Annotated in this window: 19 protein-coding genes; 12 read left to right on the top strand and 7 right to left on the bottom strand. The window is 62.3% G+C overall.

Features of this window, described 5'->3' with window-relative positions; all coding sequences use genetic code 11:
* Nucleotides 1-20 precede the first annotated feature (20 nt).
* Entirely contained in the window at nucleotides 21-938 is a 918-nt protein-coding gene (locus MSKU9_RS14850) for an SMP-30/gluconolactonase/LRE family protein (RefSeq protein ID WP_141262221.1), read from the bottom strand.
* Between the two features lie 97 nt (nucleotides 939-1,035).
* Between MSKU9_RS14850 and MSKU9_RS14845 the strand changes: the two genes are divergently transcribed.
* Entirely contained in the window at nucleotides 1,036-1,794 is a 759-nt protein-coding gene (locus MSKU9_RS14845; protein ID WP_162853828.1) for a competence/damage-inducible protein A, read from the top strand.
* A 110-nt stretch (nucleotides 1,795-1,904) separates the two neighbouring features.
* Here MSKU9_RS14845 and MSKU9_RS14840 read toward each other — a convergent pair whose 3' ends face one another.
* The 3 genes from MSKU9_RS14840 to MSKU9_RS14830 all read right to left on the bottom strand — a co-directional run bounded on the left by MSKU9_RS14840 (nucleotide 1,905) and on the right by MSKU9_RS14830 (nucleotide 4,100).
* Entirely contained in the window at nucleotides 1,905-2,861 is a 957-nt protein-coding gene (locus MSKU9_RS14840) for an acetyl-CoA carboxylase carboxyltransferase subunit alpha (RefSeq protein ID WP_141262150.1), read from the bottom strand.
* Nucleotides 2,862-2,936: 75 nt separating this feature from the next.
* Nucleotides 2,937-3,860, bottom strand: coding sequence for a tyrosine recombinase (locus MSKU9_RS14835; RefSeq protein ID WP_141262149.1), 924 nt, complete (start codon nucleotides 3,858-3,860; stop codon nucleotides 2,937-2,939).
* Nucleotides 3,861-3,872: 12 nt separating this feature from the next.
* Complete coding sequence (locus MSKU9_RS14830; protein WP_227001104.1) at nucleotides 3,873-4,100, bottom strand: hypothetical protein; 228 nt, start codon at nucleotides 4,098-4,100, stop codon at nucleotides 3,873-3,875.
* A 128-nt stretch (nucleotides 4,101-4,228) separates the two neighbouring features.
* On the opposite strand from MSKU9_RS14830, the gene aroB reads away from it, so the two are divergent.
* The 5 genes from aroB to MSKU9_RS14805 all read left to right on the top strand — a co-directional run bounded on the left by aroB (nucleotide 4,229) and on the right by MSKU9_RS14805 (nucleotide 11,065).
* A complete protein-coding gene (aroB, locus tag MSKU9_RS14825; RefSeq protein WP_141262147.1) occupies nucleotides 4,229-5,962 on the top strand; it encodes a 3-dehydroquinate synthase in 1,734 nt (577 codons plus the stop codon).
* Between the two features lie 281 nt (nucleotides 5,963-6,243).
* A complete protein-coding gene (locus MSKU9_RS14820) occupies nucleotides 6,244-7,434 on the top strand; it encodes an OmpA family protein (RefSeq protein ID WP_141262146.1) in 1,191 nt (396 codons plus the stop codon).
* Nucleotides 7,435-7,840: 406 nt separating this feature from the next.
* Nucleotides 7,841-8,926, top strand: coding sequence for an OmpA family protein (locus MSKU9_RS14815; RefSeq protein ID WP_141262145.1), 1,086 nt, complete (start codon nucleotides 7,841-7,843; stop codon nucleotides 8,924-8,926).
* A 363-nt stretch (nucleotides 8,927-9,289) separates the two neighbouring features.
* Nucleotides 9,290-10,384: an OmpA family protein gene (locus MSKU9_RS14810; protein ID WP_141262144.1), complete on the top strand. Its 1,095-nt coding sequence runs from the start codon at nucleotides 9,290-9,292 to the stop codon at nucleotides 10,382-10,384.
* A 156-nt stretch (nucleotides 10,385-10,540) separates the two neighbouring features.
* Nucleotides 10,541-11,065 carry a GtrA family protein gene (locus MSKU9_RS14805; RefSeq protein ID WP_141262143.1) on the top strand — a complete coding sequence of 175 codons (525 nt, stop codon included), beginning with the start codon at nucleotides 10,541-10,543 and terminating at the stop codon, nucleotides 11,063-11,065.
* Here MSKU9_RS14805 and tenA read toward each other — a convergent pair.
* Complete coding sequence (gene tenA, locus MSKU9_RS14800; RefSeq protein WP_141262220.1) at nucleotides 10,987-11,691, bottom strand: thiaminase II; 705 nt, start codon at nucleotides 11,689-11,691, stop codon at nucleotides 10,987-10,989. The genes MSKU9_RS14805 and tenA overlap by 79 nt on opposite strands.
* 168 nt (nucleotides 11,692-11,859) lie before the next feature.
* Between tenA and alaS the strand changes: the two genes are divergently transcribed.
* The 3 genes from alaS (at nucleotide 11,860) to MSKU9_RS14785 (ending at nucleotide 16,394) form a co-directional block, all read left to right on the top strand.
* Nucleotides 11,860-14,508 carry an alanine--tRNA ligase gene (gene alaS, locus MSKU9_RS14795; RefSeq protein WP_141262142.1) on the top strand — a complete coding sequence of 883 codons (2,649 nt, stop codon included), beginning with the start codon at nucleotides 11,860-11,862 and terminating at the stop codon, nucleotides 14,506-14,508.
* 295 nt (nucleotides 14,509-14,803) lie between these two features.
* On the top strand, nucleotides 14,804-15,496 hold the full coding sequence (locus MSKU9_RS14790) for a carbonic anhydrase (protein ID WP_141262141.1): 693 nt from the start codon (nucleotides 14,804-14,806) through the stop codon (nucleotides 15,494-15,496).
* 52 nt (nucleotides 15,497-15,548) lie between these two features.
* Complete coding sequence (locus tag MSKU9_RS14785) at nucleotides 15,549-16,394, top strand: endonuclease/exonuclease/phosphatase family protein (RefSeq protein WP_141262140.1); 846 nt, start codon at nucleotides 15,549-15,551, stop codon at nucleotides 16,392-16,394.
* A gap of 27 nt (nucleotides 16,395-16,421) precedes the next feature.
* On the opposite strand, the gene MSKU9_RS14780 is transcribed toward MSKU9_RS14785, so the two are convergent.
* The gene (locus MSKU9_RS14780; protein ID WP_141262139.1) at nucleotides 16,422-16,769 is read right to left on the bottom strand and encodes a hypothetical protein; all 348 of its coding nucleotides are present in this window, start codon (nucleotides 16,767-16,769) and stop codon (nucleotides 16,422-16,424) included.
* A gap of 123 nt (nucleotides 16,770-16,892) precedes the next feature.
* On the opposite strand from MSKU9_RS14780, the gene MSKU9_RS14775 reads away from it, so the two are divergent.
* Entirely contained in the window at nucleotides 16,893-17,666 is a 774-nt protein-coding gene (locus MSKU9_RS14775) for an NADPH-dependent F420 reductase (RefSeq protein WP_141262138.1), read from the top strand.
* Here MSKU9_RS14775 and MSKU9_RS14770 read toward each other — a convergent pair.
* A complete protein-coding gene (locus tag MSKU9_RS14770) occupies nucleotides 17,645-18,193 on the bottom strand; it encodes an HdeD family acid-resistance protein (protein WP_141262137.1) in 549 nt (182 codons plus the stop codon). The two genes, MSKU9_RS14775 and MSKU9_RS14770, sit on opposite strands and share 22 nt — an antisense overlap.
* A gap of 316 nt (nucleotides 18,194-18,509) precedes the next feature.
* Here MSKU9_RS14770 and rpsD point away from each other — a divergent pair, with 316 nt between their 5' ends.
* Complete coding sequence (gene rpsD, locus MSKU9_RS14765; RefSeq protein ID WP_010506989.1) at nucleotides 18,510-19,127, top strand: 30S ribosomal protein S4; 618 nt, start codon at nucleotides 18,510-18,512, stop codon at nucleotides 19,125-19,127.
* A 118-nt stretch (nucleotides 19,128-19,245) separates the two neighbouring features.
* Nucleotides 19,246-20,808 carry a peptide chain release factor 3 gene (locus MSKU9_RS14760; protein WP_141262136.1) on the top strand — a complete coding sequence of 521 codons (1,563 nt, stop codon included), beginning with the start codon at nucleotides 19,246-19,248 and terminating at the stop codon, nucleotides 20,806-20,808.
* Nucleotides 20,809-20,872: the final 64 nt, after the last annotated feature.

Genomic DNA, 20,872 nt, shown 5'->3' with positions numbered 1-20,872 from the left:
GACTGTCCCTGACGGCGCGATCAGTCCGGCCCCAGCGTCATGCCCTGCAGAGCATCGAATTCGGTGGCCGGAAACGCAACAGGTTCCTGCCCCGGCACATCGACACGCAGGCTGAACAGGCTACCCGCCTGTGGCATCCGTGCCAGACATTCGGGCGGTGTGTTCCTGCGCGCCGTGGTGATATAGGCCGTGCGAAGGTCTGGACCACCAAAGGCAACCTTGGTCACGTTCAGCGCTCCCGGCACGGGAATGGATGGCAGGGCCGTGCCATCGGGCAGAAACCGTGCGATCCGCCCCCCATTCCACACACCGACCCACAACGTGCCCGCGCTATCGACAACCACGCCATCGGGATAGCCGTCACTGACGCGTGCAAATACACGCCGGTTCGACAGGCTGCCATCATCGGCCAGATCGAACACGTAGATGATCCCGGCGGGAGAATGGTTATGGTACAGCTGCCGCCCATCAGGCGAAATACCGGGGCCGTTGGTGACGACATATCCCTCATCATGGCGCCGGACATCCAGCCCACCCGCCCTGCGAATCAGGGAATACAGCGCGCCGCTGGGAGTGCTTTCGCCATCATCCATGGTGCCGAACCACAGACGCCCCTTCGAATCGACACAGCCATCATTGATCCGGTTACCCGGCAGGCCGGGTTCGACCGCGACTTCCCTGCGAAATTCCCCACTGGTCGGATTCAGGCTGTACAACCCGTCCTTCAGTCCGCACATCAGCGTGCCATCACTGACCGGGGTTACAAAACCGGGGCGCAACGGTGTAGGCCATGACGCGCGTGCACCACTGCCGGGGTGAAAGCGGTGAATGGCCTGACCGACAATATCGACAAAATAAAGCGCCTGTTCACGTACGGACCATACGGGGCCTTCACCCAGTTCCGCCCGGATGTCCCATACGCACTGCGGTTGTGGCATTACTGCCGTATTCATGGCTTCTCCTTCCGGTAAGGGAACTGTCGTTATAGGGTGGCGGCAAACGGCTTCCATCCGCAACCTGTTGGACACACGCATCATGAACCCCACCGCCTGCCTGCTGGTCATAGGCAACGAGATCCTGTCCGGTCGCACACAGGACGTGAACGTGCAGTATATTGCCCGCCGCCTGTCAGAAACCGGCATTACATTGAGCGAGGTCCGGATCATACCTGACATCCGCGCCGTCATCGTGCGCAACGTGACCCAAGCCCGCGCCGCCTATGACAATGTCTTTACCACCGGTGGCATCGGGCCGACGCATGACGATATCACCTCCGCCTGCGTCGCGGAATCGTTTGGCGTGCCCTGGGTCCACCATCCCGAGACGTTCCGACTGCTTGAAGCCCATTTCACACCCGCCGATTTCAACGCCGCCCGCCAACGCATGGCCACGATGCCGCAGGGGGCAGTGCCCATCCGCAATTCTGTTTCGGTGGCTCCCGGCTTCACCATGGGCAATGTCCATGTCATGGCGGGCGTGCCGCGCATCATGCGCGCGATGTTTGAGGAAGTGCTGCCCACCCTGCCCCATGGCACGCCGGTCACATCAGAAGCATGGCATGCCAACGGCCTGTATGAAGGCAGTCTGGCCGCGGGCCTGGAAACGATACAGCAACGTTATCCCGACATCGACATCGGGTCCTATCCCTACCGCCTTGATGAAAGCAGCCGGGGCGTGTGTCTGTTATGCAAGGGAACGGACGCAGACGGCGTAAAGGCTGCATCTAGCGCCGTGCGTGACCTGATCAAGCAACTGGGCTTTACCCCGCAGGCGGGTGAGCCGCCGAAAGCCTGAGGCCTGCCATGCCGCGTCCCGCACATCACAACAGGGACGCTTCTGGCAAAGCTTTAAAAAAGCTTCACCAAAAACTTTTATTGCTTTTACAGCCGCACGGTATCAGCAGGTCAGGCGACGGCTTCACGCCCCATGGCGAGGAATTTCTCACGCCGCTGCGCCTTGAGCAGCACAGGGTCCTTGGCCTGCAGTCCCGGCAGTTCGGCGGCAATCGCGTCGCCCACTGCGCGAATCGCAGCAGCCGGTTCACGCTGCGCGCCGCCCAGCGGTTCGGGAATGATCCGGTCGATCAGCCGCAGCTGCAGCAGATCCTGCGCCGTCAGCTTGAGCGCATCCGCAGCCGTGGATGCCTGCTTGGGATCACGCCACAGGATGGAGGCACATGCCTCGGGCGAGATCACGGAATAGATGGCGTGTTCCAGCATCATCACCCGGTCACCGGCACCCAGCGCCACGGCCCCGCCAGAACCGCCTTCGCCAATGACGGTGGCGATCACCGGCACCGGGACATTCAGGCAGGTTTCGATGGACCGTGCGATGGCTTCCGCCTGCCCGCGTGCTTCCGCATCAATGCCCGGCCATGCGCCAGAGGTATCGATAAAGGTCAGGACCGGCAGGCCGAATCGTCCGGCCAGCTTCATCAGCCGCTGCGCCTTGCGATAGCCTTCGGGCCGGGCCATGCCGAAATTGTGCTTGAGCCGCGTTTCGATCTCGGCCCCGCGTTCGGTCCCGATCACCACGACAGGCGTGCCCTTGAACCGGCCAACGCCGCCAATGATGGCCTTGTCATCGCCAAACAGGCGATCGCCGGCCAGCGGCGCGAATTCGGTAATCAGCGCATTGATGTAATCAAGCGTATGCGGGCGCTGGGCATGGCGGGCCACCTGAACCTTCTGCCATGGCGTGAGCTTGGCATAGGCCGTACGCAACTGCCGGTCGGCTTTCTCGCTCAACCGGGTGATCTCTTCGGCGATGTTGATCCCGTCCGGACCGGACATCTTGCGAAGCTCGTCGATCTTGTTCTCAAGTTCGGCGACCGACTTTTCGAAATCTAGAAACTGGCGCATGCGCTGCCGATAGCACAGCCTGCACGCCAGCCAAACATTTTCACGCAGGGAATTCGTCCTGCCATGCATTTTTGTCTATGTCGCCGCCGTGTCATGCATTGCCGACAGCGGATGATGCTGCGCCACCGCGTCACGCAGGCGGTCCAGCATCACGTGGGTATAGATCTGGGTCGTTGCGATATCGGCATGGCCCAGCAGAACCTGCAACGCCCGCAGGTCAGCCCCATGGGCCAGCAGGTGTGTTGCAAAGGAATGCCGCAGCACATGCGGTGACAGCCGTTGAGGGTCCAGCCCCGCCCGCAGCGCCACGTCATGGATGATCCGGTCAAACCCCTGCCGCGTCATGGGCCGCCCCGCCCCACGACCGGGAAACAGGTACGGGCTTTTCCGCCCCGCATCCAGGTCCATAAGCGCCCGGGCCGCGGCGCGGGCGCGGGCGGACATGGGCACCATGCGTTCCCGCCCGCCCTTGCCACGCACCAGCATCATGCCGGGCGCCGCATCCAGCGCGCGACGCGGCAGCGACAGCAGTTCGGATATGCGCAGGCCCGATGCATACAGCATTTCCAGCGCCGCCCGCGCCGCAAGCAGCCTGCGCCTGCGCGCGGGTGTCGCATCCGCCTCCGGCGCGCAGGCGGCCAGCAGCGCCGTGACCTCCGCCTCCGACAGGAAACGCGGCAGGGGCGTGTCCAGGCGCGGGGCCTCCAGCAGGGCGGCCGGGTTGTCCGGCCGCAGCCCTTCACGGGCCAGGAACAGGAAATACTGTTTCAGGCAGGACAGCCTGCGGGCCTGCGTGCGCGGGGCCAGCCCCTGACGCGCAAGGCCGGACAGGTAGTCGCGCAGGTCGCCCTCCCCTGCATCAAGGGGAGAGATGCCCCGTGCGTGCAGGGCCTGCATCATATCCCCAAGGTCACGGGCATAGGCACGGATGGTGTTCAGCGCCGCCCCACGCTCGGCCGCCTGCATTTCCAGAAAGGCGTCAACCCCGTCCGCGACCATGTGGTCCGCCGTTTACTGTGCGGGCGCAGACATGGGGGCCGCCGTCGGAGCCAGCGGCGCCACGGGCAGGGGGGCAGGCGTGCCCAGCGCCGCAGGCGCGGCCGCCACGGGGGCCGCAAACGCAATATCCCTGTGCACGTCCTGCTGCACCAGCGCAGGCGGAAAAGCACCGAGGGAAAAGAATCCCCCTACCGCGCACACAACCAGAACACCTATGACGGCAATAACAATACGGATCATCCAACCGCTTCCCATATCCAGCACACCCGGTGACACATGACCGGGCCGGTGACACACTTTCGCGCGCATGGCCGGACCCAGGCGCGGACTCTACCGGTTCCATCCTGCTGTATGTTAGGTTGTCCGGCATGTCACGCCAGATTCCCCCCGACCGGCACGCGCCGGCTGCCTCGTCGCTCGCCATACCGCTTGACCTCAATGCCGTTGGCCCCGCTACGCCACGGCAGCCGGGCAGTGGACGCACCATCGTGCTGGTCGGGCTTATGGGAGCGGGCAAGACGACGATCGGACGCATCCTCGCCGCGCGGCTGGGTGTGCCCTTTGTCGATTCGGATGAGGAAATCGAACGCGCCGCCGGCTACACCATCGCCGACCTGTTCCAGAAATACGGCGAACCCGAATTCCGCCGGGGCGAACGGCTGGTTATCCGCCGCCTGCTGTCCGGCCCACCCGTGGTGCTGGCGACAGGCGGCGGGGCCTTTATGGATTCCCGCACGCGTGCCAGCGTGCGCGAGCATGCGATCTCCATCTGGCTGCGCTGCCCGCTGCCGGTGCTGGTGCAGCGCGTGGCCGAACGCACGCACCGGCCCCTGCTGAATACGGCATCCCCCCATGCGGTGCTGGCGGACCTTATGCAGCTACGCCATCCGGTCTATGCCGAAGCCGATATCATCGTGGATTGTGGAGATGACAACGTGGAACACAGCGCCGACCATGTCATGCAGGCCCTGAAACATAACCGGCAGCCGCTGCGGGTGCCCGTACGGCTGGACCGCGCCAGCTATGACGTCGTGATCGGGCCCGACGTGATCCGGCGCGCGGGTGCGCTGCTCGCCCCCGTCCTGCCGCAGAAGCGCGTGATGATCCTGACGGATGAAACGGTTTCCCCCCTGCACCTGCCCCGCCTGCTGGAAGGGCTGGAGGAAACCGGGATCCGCGCCGAAGTCATCACCATCCCCCCTGGCGAGGGATCAAAGACCATTACCATGTACGAACGCGTGACCAACGCCCTGCTGGAGGCGCATGTCGAACGCGGCACCACGGTCGTGGCCCTGGGCGGTGGCGTGGTGGGGGACCTGGCCGGTTTCTGCGCCGCCACCACGCTGCGTGGCCTGCCCTTCGTGCAGATCCCCACCACGCTGCTGTCGCAGGTGGATTCGTCCGTGGGGGGCAAGACCGGCATCAATACCCCGTTTGGCAAGAACCTGCTGGGGGCGTTCCATCAGCCGATCGCGGTGCTGGCCGATACGTCCGCCCTTGCCACCCTGCCGGTGCGCGAACTGCGCGCGGGCTATGCCGAAATCGTCAAGTCGGGGCTGCTGGGGGATGCCGGCCTGTTCGACTGGTGCGAACGCCATGGGGCGGACGTGCTGGCAGGCGACCCGGCCATGCAGGCCGAAGCCATCCGCATGGCCTGCGCGTTCAAGGCGCGGGTGGTCATTGCTGATGAGCGCGAGGAACGCAAGGCCGATGGCCGCGCGCTGCTCAACCTCGGCCATACTTTCGGCCACGCGCTGGAAGCGGAAATGGGCTATGACGGCAGCCTGCTGCATGGGGAGGCCGTGTCCATCGGCCTGCGGCTGGCATTCATGCTGTCGGTCCGGCTGGGCTACTGCCCGGCGGAAGACCTGGAGCGGGTGACCCGTCACCTCGAACGCCTGTCCATGCCCGTGCGAATCAGCGATACGGGGCGGAATTTCTCCGCGGTCCAGCTGGTGCGCAACATGCAGCGCGACAAGAAGATGCGCGACGGCCGCCTGTCCTTCGTGCTGGTGCGCGGCATTGGCCAGGCCTTCACCTGCCGCGACGTGCCCGATGATGTCGTGCTGGATGTCCTGCGCGCGGATGGCTGCACGCCCTGACTCCCCTGCCCCGCGCATGTGGTATTTGTACAACGCCCCTTCCAGACCAACATGGTACGGAAAGGGGATTTAATATTATCTCAACCTTTGGTCCGCACAACGATCCAGCCATGGACAGGTGCGGACAGGTTTACCGGCATTCCCGTCTCAGCGCCTTCCCGCTGGCATTGCGATAATGGCCCCCGGGCCAATTGTATCAACATGCATCAGGCCAGTGTGGAACATGCCCCCATCTCCACAAAAAAGAAGGCGTCTGATCAAGTATCCTTAAGGACGGGAATATGCGTCTTCGCATGGTATTACTGGCGACTGCACTTGGTGCTGCGCCGTTCGCCACCGCCATGGCCACGACGATTACTGGGCCATATGTCGATATCGGCGGTGGCTATGACCTGACCCAGACCCAGCATGCGCATGGTTTTGACAGGAACCAGTACGAAAACAACATGAAAACCGACGGCTACCTTGACGCATCGGACAACGCACGACTGCTGAAGGAAGCCCATTCACGCGAACGCATGGAGCATGGCGATGGCTGGACCGGCTTCGCCACGTTTGGCTGGGGTTTCGGCAATGGCCTGCGCGCTGAAATCGAAGGGGATTACAACTGGTCCGCCCTGACGGGTTACCGAGACTCCACGGGCGACGGACGCCACCAGAGTGGCAGGACCAGCGGCAGCGACCGCTCCTATGGCGGATTCATCAACGTCCTGTATGACATCGACCTCAAGCGCCTGTTCAACATTGACGTGCCCGTGACACCGTTTGTCGGTGTCGGTGCCGGTTACCTGTGGCAGAACGTGGACGCCAGCACCCCTGTTACAGGCAACCTGAACGTGCGCCAGAACGGCACGAATGGCAGCTTCGCCTATCAGGGTATCGTGGGTGCGGCCTATGACATCCCCGGCGTGCCCGGCCTGCAGATGACCACTGAATACCGCATGATCGGACAGGTGGAATCCTTCGCCATGGGCAATATCAGCCAGACAGGCGGCGGCGACCGCACGCTGAGCTACGACCATCGCTTCAACCACCAGTTCATCGTGGGTGTCCGCTACGCCTTCAACCATGCACCCCCGCCACCGCCGCCGGCCCCCGCCGTGGCGCCACCCGCCCCGACTGCAGCGCGTACCTACCTGGTGTTCTTTGACTGGGATGGCGCGGCCCTGACCGGCCGCGCGCGCGGGATCGTGGCGGAAGCGGCCCAGGCATCGACCCATGTCCAGACGACCCGGATCGAAGTCAACGGCTACACCGACAACACATCGGCGCACCCCGGACCGCGTGGCCAGCAGTACAATCTTGGCCTGTCGCTGCGGCGTGCAGACAGCGTGAAGGCTGAACTGATCCGTGACGGTGTGCCCGCTGGCGGCATCGACATCCACGGCTATGGCGAAGCCCGTCCGCTGGTGCCCACCGGCCCCGACACGCGTGAACCGCAGAACCGTCGGGTCGAAATTATCCTGCACTGACGTCTCATGCTGCAATAAACTGATAAATATGTATATTTGCAGAGGGGAGCACTGGATGCTCCCCTTTCCATATCGAATCGTTCCGCCGCGTAACAGGCCGCGAAACAGCTCTTCGGTTTCCGGCACTGTCCTATGCAAAATCATGGGGTCTATTATCCGGGCTCAAAAAAAACCTTATAAAATCAGGACTTTTCATAAAATGCCTGCAAATGCCCTGAAAGATATGTGTGTTTTTGGTCACACCTCAGTGCCATGCGGCATTTTGCCCATTCTCAAGTCGGCCCAGACAGGCTAATCCCGCATCATAGCTTGCGGGTAATCTCAGGCTGCCCTGTCTCGGGGCAAATCCATTGCCCGACCACAAGATAGGGCTCTGCCCTGCAACAACAGAGTTAAGGACTGAAACATGCGTCTTCGCGCAGCGTTACTGGCTACCAGCCTGCTGGCAGCGGCTCCTTTCGCCGCCAAAGCAACCACCATCACCGGCCCCTATGTTGGCATCGGCGGCGGTTACGATCTGACTCAGACTCAGCATATGCGTGATGCTGAAGACAAGCCCGGCCCACAGGGTGACGGCGGCGCGCATGTCCGCCACGGCCACGGCTGGACCGGCTTCGCCAATGTCGGCTGGGGTTTCGGTAACGGTCTGCGTGCCGAAGTTGAAGGCGCCTATACCTGGTCCGCGATCAAAAGCGTTGATACCGTCAAGACCAAGGGCCACGACCGCTCCTACGGTGGCTTCGTCAACGTCCTGTATGACATTGACCTGAAGCGTCTGTTCAACATTGACGTGCCTGTTACCCCGTTTGTTGGTGTTGGTGCCGGTTACCTGTGGGAAAATGCCAGCATCAGTGGTGGTGGCGGCAAGATCGCAGGCACCAATGGCAGCTTCGCCTATCAGGGTATCGTCGGTGCAGCCTACGACATCCCGGGCGTGTCCGGCCTGCAGATGACCACCGAATACCGTATGGTTGGTCAGGTTGAAGACTTCGCGATGGGTAACATCCACGCTGTTGGTGGCGACGCTGCCCGCTTCGACCACCGCTTCAACCACCAGTTCATCGTCGGTGTCCGCTACGCGTTCAACAACGCGCCGCCGCCGCCGCCGCCGGCTCCTGCTGTCGTCCCGCCCGCGCCGACCGCAGCCCGCACCTACCTAGTGTTCTTCGACTGGGACGGCGCAGCCCTTACCGGCCGCTCGCGTGAGATCGTGGCAGAAGCTGCCCAGGCTTCCACCCACGTCCAGACGACCCGCATCGAAGTCAACGGCTACACCGACAACACCTCGGCCCACCCGGGTCCGCGCGGTGAAAAGTACAACCTTGGCCTGTCCATGCGTCGTGCGGACAGCGTGAAGGCTGAACTGATCCGTGACGGCGTGCCCGCCAACGCCATCGACATCCACGGTTACGGTGAAGCTCACCCGCTGGTTCCGACCGGCCCCGACACGCGTGAGCCCCAGAACCGTCGCGTCGAGATCATCCTGCACTGATCTTGACCAACCGGTCACAAAAGAAAGGGAGCACTTTGTGCTCCCTTTTTTTATGCCAAAGTTTCCATGTGCATGAAGATACAAACCCACTGTGTTGTTCACGCCACGAAATGTCCTAAATATTTTATTAAACTATTGTTCTGCGCGAACTATTTCCCACATATTTAATTGTAATCAGAGACAAAAAGCCTTCTGCCCGGCACATGTCTGCAACAATGCGACTTTTATGCTGCCTGTTAGCCTTAAAGGAACGCAACTACAGACGGCACACCGTGTTTAAGGGTGATGGACTGACTGGTTTGCGCAGCCTGCGCACGCTGCGTGACCTGTAAAGAAGCAATAATTGTAAGGAAGGACGAACATATGCGTCTCCGTTCTGCCCTGCTGGCAACAAGCCTGCTGGCCGCGACACCGCTGGCTGCCAAGGCCACGACCATTACCGGCCCGTATGTCGATATCGGCGGCGGCTATAACCTGACACAGACCCAGCATGGCCACTTCGCTGATACTGAAGATGGTCCAGGCCGTGAAAAACTGGGCCACCGGCATGGCTGGACCGGCTTTGGCGCCGTCGGCTGGGGCTTTGGCAATGGCCTGCGGGCAGAGGTTGAAGGCGACTACAACTGGTCCGAAATCTACAGCAGCTCCCGTGGCGACAGGGGTAGCGACCGTTCCTATGGCGGTTTCGTCAACGTGCTGTATGACATCGACATGAAGCGCCTGTTCAACATCGATATACCCGTGACGCCGTTTGTCGGCGTTGGTGCCGGTTATCTGTGGCAGAATGCACATGACGTAACGGTAGGCAATTCCCCCGGTCGCAGCATGAGCGGCACCAAAGGTGGCTTCGCCTATCAGGGCATTGTCGGCGCGGCCTACGACATTCCCGGCATTGCCGGCCTGCAGCTGACCGGCGAATACCGCATGATCGGCCAGCCGTCTTCCTTCACCATGGGCAATTACACCGCCAGCGGACCATATGATTCGGGTCACGCCAGCTTTGACCACCGCTTCAACCATCAGTTTATCGTTGGTCTCCGCTACGCGTTCAACAGCGCACCGCCGCCGCCGCCGCCAGCCCCTGCCGCCGTGCCGCCCGCACCGACCGCAGCCCGTACCTATCTGGTGTTCTTCGACTGGGATGGCGCATCCCTTACCGGTCGTGCACGTGAAATCGTGGCAGAAGCTGCCCAGGCATCCACCCATGTCCAGACAACCCGCATCGAGGTCAATGGCTATACTGACAATTCGGCCGCCCATCCCGGCCCGCGTGGTGAAAAGTACAACCTTGGCCTGTCCATGCGACGTGCGGACAGCGTGAAGGCTGAACTGATCCGTGACGGTGTGCCCGCCAACGCCATCGACATTCATGGCTATGGTGAAGCCCATCCGCTGGTGCCCACCGGACCCGATACACGGGAGCCCCAGAACCGTCGTGTCGAGATCATCCTGCACTAATGTAAAGAAAAGAAAGGAGGCTTTGATCTGCCTCTTTTCCCCTTCCATTCCGATAGTATTATACCGTATGACATATCCGCGCAGCGCGGAGCCTTGATGTCACATGCAGACCAGCCCCTGTGACCGTCGCCTGTCGTTCGGCATAAGGATGATGTCTTGCCAAAGCTCTCTTCCCAGAAAATTACACAGTTCCTGAAGTTTGGTGTTGTCGGGCTTCTGGGGCTGTGTTGGGATACGGGAACGGTCTACAGCCTTCGCCCCTTTGTGGGGCTGACGATTGCAACGATTGCCGCGTATTTCATCGCGGCATCGATCAACTGGTTGATCAACCGCCTGTGGACCTTCCGCAACGTTGGCAACCAGCACCATTTCGTCATCCAGTGGCTGCGTTTCCTTGCGGGCAATTCGCTGGGCTTTTTCCTGAACCGCGGTTGCGTGTTCACGCTGTTTCATCTTTCCCCCGTCTTCAAGGCCTATCCGGTGCTGGCGCTGGCGGCCGGGGCGGCTGCGGGGATGATGGCGAACTTCCATATCAGCCGGAAGCTTGTTTTCCATTCCGAATCCACCCAGACCAAACGCACGACGGCGGAAATCGTCCCGTTTCAGCCCGAACGCGCCGTGGTCCAGAACACGGTTTCCAGCCGCACGGCGGTTGTGAACTCCCGCAGCAAGGTCGGATAACGCGCCTGCGCGCCATAGGCCGCGCCAACTTCATTCAGGCGACAGACCCCGTCTTCCACCAGCGCGGTATATTCGTCCCCCCCATACAATGCGATCCATGACCAGTACGGATTGCCTTCACGCACCGTCCGCGGGCTGGCATGCAGTCGTGCGCCTACCTCGGCATACCCGATCAGGCATGGCGCCAGCGTTACCAGCAGGTCAAGCATGTCGCCCGTCTGTGCACGGTCAAGTATAAAGCGGCTATAGGCAAGTAATTCTATCGATTCCTCCGCCTGTTCCAGTGCCGGTTCCTCGATCCCCCACTGACGGCAGTAACCCACGTGCATGGACAGTTCGGTATCCAGTATGCCCGACAACAGTTGTGCCGCATGCCGCATGGCCGTGAGGGTATCCGATTTGTGAACCAGCAGGGCACACGCACGCGCATACTGGATCAGGTAGAGGTAATCCTGAATCAGGAAGTTGCGGAACGCTTCCACCTCCATCGTGCCACTGGCCACGCCCTCCACGAACGGATGCCCCACAAAATCCAGCCACTGCTTCATGCAATCCTGACGCAGGCGGCCAGCAAGCCCCTGTGTCAGCAGCGGCCAGTCACGTTCAGCCTGCCATTCCCCCGTCATGTTTCCTGTCTCCTGCTGGGCCTGTTCACCCTTGCGCCGCGCATCGCACGCAACAGCCATATGGGCACAACACGCATGTTCATGCTTCCGGTCTGGCGCTACGTGCGCTAGGTGAATGAAACCGGTTTTACATCTATACCTTCAATACAGGATCGTCTGTTTCCCGCCATGCCCACAACAAACGACATTCGTGCCACCTTCCTCGACTATTTTGCGGGGAACGGGCATCAGATCGTGCCGTCCTCGTCCCTGGTGCCGCACAACGATCCGACGCTGCTGTTTACCAATGCTGGTATGGTGCAGTTCAAGAACGTGTTCACCGGGCAGGAGACGCGCCCGTATTCCCGCGCCACCACGGCCCAGAAGGTCGTGCGCGCGGGCGGCAAGCACAACGACCTGGACAATGTGGGGTACACCGCCCGCCATCACACCTTTTTCGAGATGATGGGCAATTTCTCGTTCGGGGATTATTTCAAGGCGGAAGCCATCGAACTGGCATGGAAACTGGTTACCGGCACCTTTGGCCTGCCCCGCGAAAAGCTGCTGACCACCGTCTATGCCGATGACGAGGAAGCAGCCAGCCTGTGGCGCAAGATTGCCGGTCTGCCGGATGACCGGATCATCCGCATTCCCACCTCCGACAATTTCTGGCGCATGGGTGATACGGGTCCGTGCGGCCCATGTTCCGAAATCTTCTACGACCATGGCCCCGAGGTGGCGGGCGGCCCGCCCGGTTCCCCTGATGAGGACGGTGACCGGTTTACCGAAATCTGGAACCTCGTGTTCATGCAGTATTTCGAAAACCCGCCTGGCACGCGTTCACCGCTGCCGCGCCCGTCCATCGACACCGGGCTGGGACTGGAACGCTTTGCCGCGATCCTGCAGGGCAAGCGCGACAATTATGATACGGACACCTTCCGCGCGCTGATCCTCGCCTCCGCCGAAGTCACGGGCCAGGACCCGGATGGCCCGTTCAATGCCAGCCACCGCGTGGTGGCGGACCATCTGCGCTCCACCTCGTTCCTGATTGCCGATGGCGTGCTGCCGTCCAAGGACGGGCGTGGTTACGTGCTGCGCCGCATCATGCGCCGCGCCATGCGCCACCTGCACATGATGGGCACGACGGAGCCGACATTCTACAGGCTGGTTCCCGCGCTGATCCGTCAGATGGGCGAAGCCTATCCCGAACTGGTCCATGCCCGCGCTCTGATCGAGGGGACGATGAAGGGCGAGGAAGAACGCTTCAAGGCCATGCTGGACCGTGGACTGTCGCTGCTGGCGGACGAGACGGAACACCTTGGCAATGGCGCGCCGCTGCCGGGTGCCGTTGCGTTCAAGCTGTATGACACGTTCGGCTTCCCGCTTGACCTGACACAGGACGCCCTGCGCGGCACCAGCCATAGCGTGGACGTTGAAGGCTTCAACGAAGCCATGGACGTGCAGCGCAAGCGCGCCCGCGCGGCATGGAGCGGGTCCGGCGACAGTGCGACCGAAACCGTATGGTTCGAGGCGCGTGATACGTTCGGCGCCAGCGAATTCCTTGGCTATACCACCGAAACATCCGATGCCGAAGTCCAGACCGTGGTCGTGGACAATGCACAGGTGGACAGTGCCGGCCCCGGCACCAAGGTTGCCCTGCTGCTGAACCAGACCCCGTTCTATGGCGAAAGCGGTGGACAGGTGGGGGATACCGGCACCATCACCGCACCCGGCCTGCATATCGCCATTACCGATACGCAGAAAAAGCTGGGCGACCTGCTGGTGCATTACGGCACGGTCATCGAAGGCACGGTCAAGCCTGGCATGGCGGTAACGGCACAGGTCGATCATGACCGCCGCAGCGCCATCCGTGCGCACCATTCGGCAACCCATCTGCTGCATGAAGCCCTGCGCCGCCGGCTGGGGGACCATGTCACCCAGAAGGGCAGCCTGAACGCGCCCGACCGCCTGCGCTTTGACGTCAGCCAGCCGCGCCCGATCACGCCGGAGGAACTGGCCGATATCGAGGCCGAGGTGAATGCCCGCATCCGTGAAAACACGGATGTCACCACCCGCCACATGACGCCCGAAGAAGCCATTGAACAGGGTGCCATGGCCCTGTTTGGCGAAAAATATGGCGATGAGGTCCGCGTAGTGTCCATGGGTGGCCCCGAGGATGGACGTGCGGGCTGGTCGATCGAACTGTGTGGCGGCACCCATGTGCGCCGCACCGGCGATATCGGGCTGTTCCGCATCACATCTGAAAGTGGCGTGTCATCCGGCGTGCGGCGCATCGAGGCCGTGACCGGCCTTGCAGCGCAGAACGCCACCATCGCCACCGAAGACCGCCTGAATCAGATGGCCGCCATGCTGCGCGTACCCCCTGCGGAAGCCCCCGAGCGCCTTGCCGTGCTGCTGGAGGAACGCAAGGTGATGGAACGCCAGATTTCCGACCTGCAGCGCAAGCTTGCGTCGGGCAGCCAGTCAGCGGCATCCATCGTGGAGATCAGTGGCATCAAGCTCGATGCCCGCAACGTGGGTGAACTGCCGTCCAAGGAACTCAAGCCGCTGGCCGATTCCCTGCGCAAGGAAATCGGATCGGGCGTGATCGCCCTGATCTCCACCGCGGATGGCAAGGGCAGCATCGTGGTTGCCGCCACCCCTGACCTGGCGGAAAAGGTGGATGCCGTGGCGCTGGTCCGCGCAGCCAGCGCAGCCATGGGCGGCAAGGGCGGCGGTGGCCGTCGCGACATGGCGCAGGCCGGCGGCCCGGATACCGGCAAGGTGGAGGCGGCACTCGAGGCCGTGCGCACCACCATGGCAGGCGGGGCGGCCTGACCTCGGTCCCCGTTTACACGAAACGGACACACAACGGCGCACCATGTGCGCCGTTGTGCTGTACGCCCTTATCTGCCGCCGCATAAATACTGCAATACAGAAAGTGAATGTTTCTTAATTATATTGTGATTACATAGTATTTCCATTGCTGCACAGGAAGAAACAATTGTGCGCGACAGGTGTTCTCATGCTACAGATTGCATGGGATACCACCCCAACCGCCGGATTGTGCCGCGATGTCATTGCGGCGGGTGGATCTGTCTTTATCCGGACATTCAGGTGACAGGATTTTACAATGGCCGCTACCCATACCGCCCGCGATACCCTTATTGAACTGCTGCATGGCGTGGAGCGGTTCAATACCGAAGTCTTTCCGCAGAACCGCGAACTGTTCGCAAGCCTGGCGGAAAGCCAGTCCCCCGACACGCTTTTCATTGCCTGCGCCGACAGCCGGGTAAACCCCAGCATGATTACACAGACCCAGCCGGGCGATCTGTTCGTGCTGCGCAACATCGGCAATATCGTGCCCGCCTATGGGGAAATGCTGGGGGGCGTATCATCCGCCATTGAATATGCCGTAAGTGCACTGAAAGTTTCGCACATCATCGTATGCGGTCATTCCAACTGCGGCGCGATGAAGGCACTTCTGGACCCCGATCCCACAAAGCTTGCGAAAATGCCCACCGTCGCAAGCTGGCTGCGCAATGCCGAAGCCGCTCGCGCGGTGCTGGAAGCATCCGACGCCGGGCCCGCCAGCGTGCGCAGCCTGTCCGAACAGAACGTGCAGCTGCAGATCGCGCACCTGCGCACCCATCCCGCCGTCGCGGCAGGGCTTGCCCGCGGCACCCTGACGTTGCAGGGATGGTTCTATGACATTGCCAGCGGGGAAGTTGTCGTGCTGGATGAAACGTCACGCACGTTCATCCACGTGGACGAAGCCATCGCCAAGCTGCAGGCGCAGCAGGCGGCTGATACCACCACGCCATAATCCCGGCCCGGCACACGCGCGGGGACTGCGGCAGGCATGGCTGTGCCTGACCGTGGCCCTTGCGCAGGCGGCCCTGCCTGTCGGTGCGGGGGCCACCGGCAGCCTCAGGCTTTCCACCTGGAACCTTGAATGGCTGACCACGCGTCCACAGGGCGACCCGGCCCTGCCTCCTGATGTCACGCCGCGCACACCTGCGGAACTGGACCGGCTGGCGCACTACGCCAGCCGCCTTGCCCCCGATATCGCGGCGCTGGAGGAAATTGATACCCCGGATCTGGCAGCCCGGCTGTTTCCGACACCACGTTACCGCATCATCATGTCCAGTGACCATGTCGTGCAGAAGGTGGCGCTTGCAGTACGCGCGGACCTTGCGGTCGTACGGCATGCGGATGTCACGGCGCTGGATGTCTATCCCCCTTCTGCCCCCCATCACCTGCGCGCCGGACTGGACCTGACGATAGGACAGGGCACGGACAGCCTGCGCGTACTGGTCGTGCATCTGAAGGCGGGATGCCGCGATTCGCAGCCCATAGCCCGCAAACCGGCCTGCCAGACGCTGATGCGCCAGATCGCGATCGTTCAGGACTGGATCATGGAACGGCAGGACGAAGGGGAAGCCTTTGTCGTGATGGGGGATTTCAACCGCCTGCTGGCGCCCGACGATCCCGCCTGGCGGGCACTGTCTGGGAATGGCCCGCTGGCGCTGGCTACAGCCGGTCACGCCAGTCCCTGCGCACAGGGAAATTATTTTATCGACCATATCATCGCCGGTGGCCCTGCGCGTGAATGGCTGCAGCCGGACAGCCTGCGCGTCATGCTTTACCGCCAGAACGGACAGGACGACACCACGCGCCTGTCCGATCATTGTCCGGTATCGGTCAGGCTCTCACTTCCCTGACGCATACGGCATGAACGGATCAGGCAATCATTCCGGCCAGATGCCCGACGCATGCATGGCGTTCCACCCCACCGCCAGCACGATCAGCACGAACACGATCGCGCCCATAAGCTGGAACAGTTCCTTGTAAGGCATGAATTCAGGGGCCATGGCGGCCGTTGCAGCGGCCTGGCTTGTCGCCACGGCGTCACTGTCGGTGGGCACGACCTGTGTCTGGGCTTCGGGCACCGGGCCGGGATCGGGGACGGCGGTGGCTGCAAGTGCCGCCTCATCTTCCTGCACGGCTTCATGCAGGGCTTCCACCGGATGTTCCACGCCTGCGGGAACAGCGGACTGCGCGACGACGGTCCGGTCCTGATCGGGGGTATCGGTCATTGACGCTGTACTCCTGCTGCAGCCAAGTCTGTGCCATATATCCGACAGGTCGGCAAAGAACCAACCATTGGATTAAGCCATCCCGTGTCATACTACCACATGCCGCCAGAACAGGAGAGATGCATGCCAGCCCTGAAACTGACCCGCCGACACGGCCTGCTTGCCGCACTGGCGACCCTCCTGCCCGCCGGTATGCCAGGGGTGGCCCATGCGCGCCGCCCCCTGCGTATCGGCATGATCGGGTCGGGCCATGTCGGCAGCACGCTGGGGCATTTATGGACCCGGGCGGGGCACCAGGTCATGTTTTCCGACATTCATAAGGGTGCGGCCAAAAAACTGGCGTCAGAGCTCTACCCCCTCGCCCGTGAGGGCACTCCACAGGAAGCGGCAAAGTTTGGCGATGCGGTGGTGCTGGCGGTCCCCTATGGCGCGCTGCCCCAGTTGCGGCACACCATCGGATCGATCGTGGGGACAAAACCGCTTATCGATCCGACCAATCCCTATGGCTGGCGGGATGGAAAGATAGGACGGCTGGCGCTGCGCAAGGGGGCGGGTGTGACCACGCAGGCACTGTTCCCGCAGGCATCGGTGGTACGGGCCTTCAATTCCGAGGACATGACCACGCTGGAAGCCGAGACATTCCGCACGCCCCCTCGCCTGGCCCTGCCCATGGCGGGCGACGTGGTGCAGGCACTGTATGTGGCAGGGTGGCTGATCCATGATGCGGGGTTCGATCCCGTCATGGTCGGGCCGCTTTCGACAGCCATGCTGTTCCAGCCCGGCAATCCCGGTTTCGAGGCCCGGATGAACGCCACCGACCTGCGCAACCTGCTGGGGGTTTCGGCCAACAATCCCATCGACCGAAACCTTGCCACTCAGTTTGCGGGCGGGATGTAGGCGGCCTGCCGCAGGGCGAGGCCGAACTGGATCCAGCCAATGCCCGCGGCAATCAGTTCAACCGCGACAAAGGTGCCGATCAGCCACAGGCCCGACCATGGCAGCGTCACATACAGGCACACACCCACCAGCAGGCTGATCAGCCCACCCAGCCCGATCAGCCACCAGCCCTGCAGGCCGCGCTGCTGGAACGCCATGATGATGCGCCCTATGCCGGACACGACCAGACAGGCGGAAATGAAGATGGTGATGACCATGGAGCCGGTGGTCGGTTCCTCCATCATCATCGTGCCGGCAAGGATATACAGCGCGCCGCCCAGGATGGACATGAACCGCCCGCTCCAGTCGCGCACGACAAAGGCATGCACCAGCTGTATCGTGCCCGCGACGAACAGCAGCACCCCAAGCAGGATGGTACTGGCCAGCGACACCGCCAGCGCATCCACCCACGCCACGATGCCCAGGCCGAACGATATGACGCCAAGGCCGACAAACAGCCCCCAGCGCTGCGTAAATGGCGTTTCCATGCACAAAAACCCTTTATTCCTGTAATGTGGTCTTCCGGTTCCCGTTTAATAACAGGCCAGCACCGCCATGCGATACAGGCTTTTGGGGGCTGCGCCATGACGCACAATGATTGACAGGACGGGCACAGTACTTCTATACGCGCCCGACTGCCGGGAACGTGGACGATACGGCTGGTGCCCATGGGTGATTGCTCCCCGGTGCCGGTAATACGGATCGCGCCCGTCCTGTTCATGCGGAACAGGACCTACCGGTGCAACAACATGGCCATACGGTTCTGCCGCATGTCATGCAGATGAATGAAGAGAGAGCGCGCAGATGAGCAAGCGCCTTGAGAGCAAGTACAAAATCAACCGTCGCCTTGGCGTAAACCTGTGGGGCCGTGCAAAGTCCCCGGTCAACAAGCGCGAATATGGCCCCGGCCAGCATGGTCAGCGCCGCAAGCAGAAGCCGTCCGACTTCTCCGTGCAGCTGATGGCCAAGCAGAAGCTGAAGGGCTACTACGGCAACATCGGCGAAAAGCAGTTCCGCAAGTATTATGACGAGGCCGTCCGTCGCAAGGGCGATACCTCCGAAAACCTGATCGACCTGCTGGAACGCCGGCTGGACGCGGTCGTGTACCGCCTGAAGTTCGCGATCACCCCGTTCGCGGCGCGTCAGTTCATCAGCCACGGCCACATCACGGTCAACGGCCGCAAGGTCAATATCCCGTCATACCTGGTGCGTGATGGCGACGTGATCGAAGTCCGTGAAAAGTCCAAGCAGCTGGCCATCGTGCTGGATGCGGCACAGAGCGGCGAACGCGACGTGCCGGAATACATGGAAGTGGACCACCGCCAGATGAAGGGTTCGTTCCTGCGCAGCCCCAAGCTGTCGGACGTTCCGTATCCGGTCCAGATGGAACCGAACCTGGTCATCGAATTCTACTCTCGCTGATCAAGTCCCGGAACCGGGCAGGCGTGACGCCGGACGTGGGGTTTCATCCCCGCGTCCGGCGTCCGCGTTTCTGGCCCCTGCCCGGTTCCGCCTTCCGTCCGTCGGGCCAGCAGCAGGAATGGACAAGACCGTGACCGCCACCGCCGCCGATACCCCGCTTGCCGCCGAAATCACCCGGCGGCGCACCTTTGCCATCATCTCGCACCCTGATGCGGGCAAGACCACGCTGACCGAACGCATCCTGCGCGCCGGTGGCGCGATCCAGATGGCGGGCAACGTGCGGGCCAAGGGCGAACGGCGGCGCACGCGTTCGGACTGGATGGGGATCGAACGCGACCGTGGCATTTCCGTCGTGACATCGGTCATGACGTTTGAATATGGCGGCTGCATCTTCAACCTGCTTGACACGCCAGGCCATGAAGACTTCTCGGAAGATACCTACCGCACGCTGACGGCGGTGGACGCCGCCGTGATGGTGATTGATGCCGCCAAAGGGATCGAGGCCCGGACGCGCAAACTGTTCGAGATCTGCCGCCTGCGCGATATTCCCATCGTCACCTTCATCAACAAGATGGACCGCGAATCGCAGGACCCGTTTGCCCTGCTGGATGAAATCTCATCCTCGCTGGCACTTGATACCTCTCCTGCCACATGGCCGGTGGGGCGTGCCGCCAAATTCGTGGGCACCTATGATATCCGCCACCGGGAACTGCACGTTACCGAAGAACTGGACCAGACCGACCCGCGCATGGTGCAGCTGGGCGAGGAACTGGAACTGGTTGAGGCGGCGCTGCCGGAATTCGATCTTGAAAGCTTCAATGCGGGGCACCTGACACCGGTGTTCTTCGGTAGTGCCATGAAGGAAATTGGCGTCACCGACCTGCTGGATGCACTGGCGGCCTTCGGGCCACCGCCGCGCGACCAGGCGACGGAAACCCGCAACGTGCGCGCCGATGAGCCTGCGCTTACCGCGCTGGTGTTCAAGATCCAGGCCAACATGGACCCCAACCACCGCGACCGTATGGCGTTCGCCCGCATCTGTTCGGGCAAGCTGCAGCGCGGCATGCGCCTCAAGCACGTACGGATCGGCAAGCAGTTCGCGCTGCATACGCCGCAGTTCTTCTTCGCGCGTGACCGGCAACTGGCCGAGGAAGCATTTGCAGGCGACGTGGTGGGCATTCCCAACCATGGCACGCTGCGCATTGGTGATACGCTGACCGAAGGCGAGGACCTGCGCTTTACCGGCGTGCCCTACTTCGCGCCTGAAATCCTGCGCCGCGTGCGTCTGGATGACGCGATGAAGGCCAAGAAGCTGCGGCAGGCCCTGACCGAACTGGCGGAAGAAGGCGTGGTGCAGCTGTTCCGCCCGCAGGACGGTGCGCCGCCGATCGTGGGCGTGGTCGGCACGCTGCAGCTTGACGTGCTGCAGTCCCGGCTGAAGGGGGAATACGGGGTTGCGATCGGCTTCGAATCGACACCCTACAACCTTGCCCGCTGGGTCACCGGCCCGCGTGACAAGCTGGAAGCCTTCTGCATGGCCAACCGCACGGCCATGGCGGATGATATCGACGGGGATCCGGTCTTCCTCGCCTCATCGGCATTCATGATGAAGCGTACGGCGGAAGGCAATCCGGACCTGACATTCCATGACATCAAGCAGATCGGCCAGGAAATCGCCTGACCGGACGGGCCAGCGTGACTGGCCCGCACCGCAGGCACAGATGAGGTCTTGCCTAATCCCGCCC

The sequence above is a fragment of the Komagataeibacter diospyri genome, from assembly GCF_006538165.1.
Lineage (GTDB): Bacteria > Pseudomonadota > Alphaproteobacteria > Acetobacterales > Acetobacteraceae > Komagataeibacter > Komagataeibacter diospyri.
This window is presented reverse-complemented; position numbering and strand designations above follow the sequence as displayed.

Bases quoted from the DNA above. Each gene is read 5' to 3' on its own strand.
- alaS (WP_141262142.1), top strand. From the start codon at position 11,860: ATGCCCACAACAAACGACATTCGTGCCACCTTCCTCGACTATTTTGCG.
- MSKU9_RS14770 (WP_141262137.1), bottom strand. From the start codon at position 18,193: ATGGAAACGCCATTTACGCAGCGCTGGGGGCTGTTTGTCGGCCTTGGC.
- rpsD (WP_010506989.1), top strand. From the start codon at position 18,510: ATGAGCAAGCGCCTTGAGAGCAAGTACAAAATCAACCGTCGCCTTGGC.
- MSKU9_RS14810 (WP_141262144.1), top strand. From the start codon at position 9,290: ATGCGTCTCCGTTCTGCCCTGCTGGCAACAAGCCTGCTGGCCGCGACA.
- MSKU9_RS14850 (WP_141262221.1), bottom strand. From the start codon at position 938: ATGCCACAACCGCAGTGCGTATGGGACATCCGGGCGGAACTGGGTGAA.
- MSKU9_RS14840 (WP_141262150.1), bottom strand. From the start codon at position 2,861: ATGCGCCAGTTTCTAGATTTCGAAAAGTCGGTCGCCGAACTTGAGAAC.
- aroB (WP_141262147.1), top strand. From the start codon at position 4,229: ATGTCACGCCAGATTCCCCCCGACCGGCACGCGCCGGCTGCCTCGTCG.
- MSKU9_RS14845 (WP_162853828.1), top strand. From the start codon at position 1,036: ATGAACCCCACCGCCTGCCTGCTGGTCATAGGCAACGAGATCCTGTCC.
- MSKU9_RS14820 (WP_141262146.1), top strand. From the start codon at position 6,244: ATGCGTCTTCGCATGGTATTACTGGCGACTGCACTTGGTGCTGCGCCG.
- MSKU9_RS14780 (WP_141262139.1), bottom strand. From the start codon at position 16,769: ATGACCGATACCCCCGATCAGGACCGGACCGTCGTCGCGCAGTCCGCT.
- tenA (WP_141262220.1), bottom strand. From the start codon at position 11,691: ATGACGGGGGAATGGCAGGCTGAACGTGACTGGCCGCTGCTGACACAG.
- MSKU9_RS14830 (WP_227001104.1), bottom strand. From the start codon at position 4,100: ATGATCCGTATTGTTATTGCCGTCATAGGTGTTCTGGTTGTGTGCGCG.
- MSKU9_RS14775 (WP_141262138.1), top strand. From the start codon at position 16,893: ATGCCAGCCCTGAAACTGACCCGCCGACACGGCCTGCTTGCCGCACTG.
- MSKU9_RS14835 (WP_141262149.1), bottom strand. From the start codon at position 3,860: ATGGTCGCGGACGGGGTTGACGCCTTTCTGGAAATGCAGGCGGCCGAG.
- MSKU9_RS14790 (WP_141262141.1), top strand. From the start codon at position 14,804: ATGGCCGCTACCCATACCGCCCGCGATACCCTTATTGAACTGCTGCAT.
- MSKU9_RS14815 (WP_141262145.1), top strand. From the start codon at position 7,841: ATGCGTCTTCGCGCAGCGTTACTGGCTACCAGCCTGCTGGCAGCGGCT.
- MSKU9_RS14760 (WP_141262136.1), top strand. From the start codon at position 19,246: ATGGACAAGACCGTGACCGCCACCGCCGCCGATACCCCGCTTGCCGCC.